This window comes from Nevskiales bacterium (genome assembly GCA_035574475.1).
Taxonomy (GTDB): Bacteria; Pseudomonadota; Gammaproteobacteria; order Nevskiales; family DATLYR01; genus DATLYR01.
The window spans coordinates 1-3,183 of sequence record DATLYR010000224.1 but is presented as its reverse complement, the minus strand read 5'-3'; the positions used below and the strand labels follow the sequence as shown (position 1 = coordinate 3,183).

At 70.8% G+C, this 3,183-nt stretch carries 3 protein-coding genes; all 3 read left to right on the top strand.

Features of this window, described 5'->3' with window-relative positions:
* A partial coding sequence (locus tag VNJ47_13390; GenBank protein HXG29827.1) for a translocation/assembly module TamB domain-containing protein occupies positions 1–2,004 on the top strand: 2,004 nt, incomplete at its 5' end.
* On the top strand, positions 2,001–2,897 hold the full coding sequence (locus tag VNJ47_13385; GenBank protein ID HXG29826.1) for a diacylglycerol kinase family protein: 897 nt from the start codon (positions 2,001–2,003) through the stop codon (positions 2,895–2,897). The genes VNJ47_13390 and VNJ47_13385, both read left to right, overlap by 4 nt.
* Positions 2,898–2,912: 15 nt before the next feature.
* On the top strand, positions 2,913–3,183 hold a 271-nt coding region (locus tag VNJ47_13380; protein ID HXG29825.1), incomplete at its 3' end, for a response regulator.

Genomic DNA, 3,183 nt, shown 5'->3' with positions numbered 1-3,183 from the left:
ACCTACCGCGCATCCGGGGCCGCGCGGAGCATCGCGCTCAACGCGCTGGCGCTCGACTTGGTGGTCGGGGAGTGGACGCTGGTACAGCCGGCGCGGCTACAGCTGGCGGGCGACTCGATCAGCGTCGACTCGCTGGAGCTGCGCGGCGCGGGCAGCGGCCGGATCGTCGCCTCGGGAACGGTGGCATTCCGCGGCCCCGGCCGCATGGCAGTGGCCGGCGATTCGCTGGCGCTGGTGGACGTGTTCACGCTGGCGGGCCGCGACACCACCGGCATCAGCGGCACGATGAGCTTCGCTGCAGCTGTCGAGGGCGAAGCGGATGATCCACGCATGGAGCTGATGCTCACCCTGCGTGACGGCCGATACCGCGACTACCGCGCGCCAGACCTCCAGGTATTCGGCAGTTATGCGGACCGCAGACTCGACCTCAAGGGCGGCGTGTGGAGCGGCGAGAGCCGGCTGGTGGCGCTATCGGGCACTGTTCCTATCAACCTCGCGCTGCGCGGCGCCGACCGTCGCGTGCTCGCCGACTCGCTGCTGCTGGTGGCCAGAGCCGACTCGCTGAACATGGCGCTGCTGGGGCCGATCGTCACTGTGGTGCGCGACCTCGAAGGATCGGCGCAGTTCGACGTACGGGTTGCCGGCACCTGGGAACAGCCGCGCCTTACCGGGTTCATCGAGGTCAGCTCCGGCGCACTCACCATTCCGGCGGTGGGCGTCCGCTACCGCGACATGGACGTGAGACTGGAGCTCCAGGACACGACGCTGCGCGTGGTGCGCGGGCGGCTGCGCGCCTCGGGAACGCTGGAGCTGTCGGGCGCCGTCTACTTCCCGCGCGAAGGCGGCCTGGGACGCCCGCGGCTCGACCTCGCCGCGCGCGCCGACCGGTTCCACGCCATCGAGATGCGCGACTTCGCCGGCGGCACCTTCAGCGGGGACCTGACGCTGCGCGGTCCGGTTCTCGGCGCCGTGGTGTCGGGAAGAGTGGTGGCCAACGAAGGCTACCTCAAGTTCGCCGACCTGGTCGAGAAGCGGATCGTAAGCCTGGACGACCCGGAGTTCCGTGCCATCGTGGACTCCAACCTCGCGCGCGCCGCCGAGCTCGGTCCCGACGTGCAGACCGTGTTCCTCGACTCGCTGCGCATCCGCGACTTCCAGATCGCGATGGGCAACGACTTCTGGCTGCGCTCCAGCGAGGCCAACATCCAGCTGGCGGGCGATTTCGTGGTCAACAAGGCGGTAGAAGACGGGCTGCCGCGATACCGCATGGATGGTACACTTCGTACCGTCCGGGGAACCTACCGGCTGGTGCTCACCACCATCTCCAAGGAGTTCCGTGTCACCCAGGGGACGATCCGCTTCTTCGGAACGCCGGACTTCAATCCCGAGATGGACGTGAGCGCCGAGCACGTGGTGCGCACGGTGGAGGGCGGCCAGCTCACCGTGCGGGTCCAGATCGGCGGCACGCTGCTGGCGCCGCGCCTCAGGCTGGAGAGCGACCAGCGCCCGCCGCTCACCGAGACCGAAATCGTCTCGTACCTGATGTTCGGCCAGCCCACGGCGGCCCTCCAGGCCGGCGCGGCGGGGGGCGTGGTCAACCGCCAGGCGCTGGTGCAGAGCATAACGGCGACGCTGACCGGTTACGCGGCCGGTGAGCTGGGTAGCGCCCTGATCAGCGACCTGGGGCTACCGCTCGACTACATAACTATCCGTCCCGGCGCGGGCACCGCCGGCACGCTCGGCCTGTCCACCGCGCGCATCGAGGCGGGCACCCAGATCGGCTCGCGCACATTCCTCATCCTGGATGCCGGGTTGTGCGAGGTGCGCAGCGCCCAGGCGGTGGGCGCGACCGTGGAGTACCGCATGGGCTCGCGCTGGACCGCCACGGCCGCCCTCGAGCCCGTGGTGAGCAACTGCCAGGTGGGCACCGGCACATCGATCAGCGCCGACCGCGCGCGCTACCAGGTGGGTCTGGACCTGTTCTGGTCGCTGGGGATCCGGTGACGCGCGCCCTGATCATCACCAACCCGATGGCGGCCCGCGCCAACGCGGCGGGCCTGGGCGAGGCGCGGCGACGGCTCGCCAGAGGCGGGCTCGCGGTCGAGGTAGTGGGCACGACCGAGCCGGGACACGCTGAGCGGATCGCGCGCGACGCCGTCGGCGACGGCTTCGAGCTGCTGATCGCGCACGGCGGCGACGGGACAGTGATGGAGATCTTGGCCTCGCTAGTGGGCACCGACCTGCCGCTGGGCCTGCTGCCTGCCGGCACCGGCAACCTGCTGGCAGGCAACCTCGGCATCCGCCGCCGCGCCAGCGCGGCGGCCGAGGTGATACTCAAAGGAAGGAAGCGGCGCATCGACGTGGGGAGGCTGGAGACGTCCACCGGTGCGCGCTACTTCGTCGTGGCTGCCGGCATGGGCTTCGACGCCGAGTTGATGCACCGCACGCCGGCACATCACAAGCGGCAGTTCGGCATCGGCGCCTACCTGGCCACTGCCGTCGGGCTGGCAACCTCGCTGACCCGCGCCACGCTGCGCATCACCACCGAGGATGGTGAGTTCGAGCTGCCGGCGGCCACCGTGCTGGTGGCCAACTGCAGGGAGATCATCCCGGGTGTGCTGTCGCTCGACGACTCGATCGCGTTCGACGACGGCATCCTGAACGTGGTGGTGTTCGATGCGGGCTCGCTGCCCGAGGCCGCGCGCGTGGCGTGGCGGCTGCTGCTGCGCCAGGGCAGGGAGGAGCCGGGCATGCGCGTGCTCGCGGCGCGCAACGTCACGATCAGCGCGGACCGGCAGCTGCCGGTGCAGGCCGACGGCGAGGCGTGCGGGTTCCAGCCGCTCGCGGTCGCGGTGGTGCCGCGCGCGCTCACGGTTCTCGCGCCCACCCACGGCTGAGGATAGCTTCGCACCATGACCACGGCAGCGCTCGCAACGACGCGCATCCTGGTGGCTGACGACGAACGCGCGATCGCTCAGGCGGCCGTGCGCCGGCTGGAGCGCGAGGGCGCCAGCTGCGACGCAGTGTACACGGGGCAGGATGCCCTGGCGCGGCTGGCCGAGGAGCCGTGGGACCTGGTGCTGTGCGACCTGGTGCTTCCGGGTAATAGCGGCGCGGAGATCCTGGCCGCGGCGCTGGCGCGCGACGATGCGCCGGTGGTGCTGGTGGTCGCAAGCGAGGGTG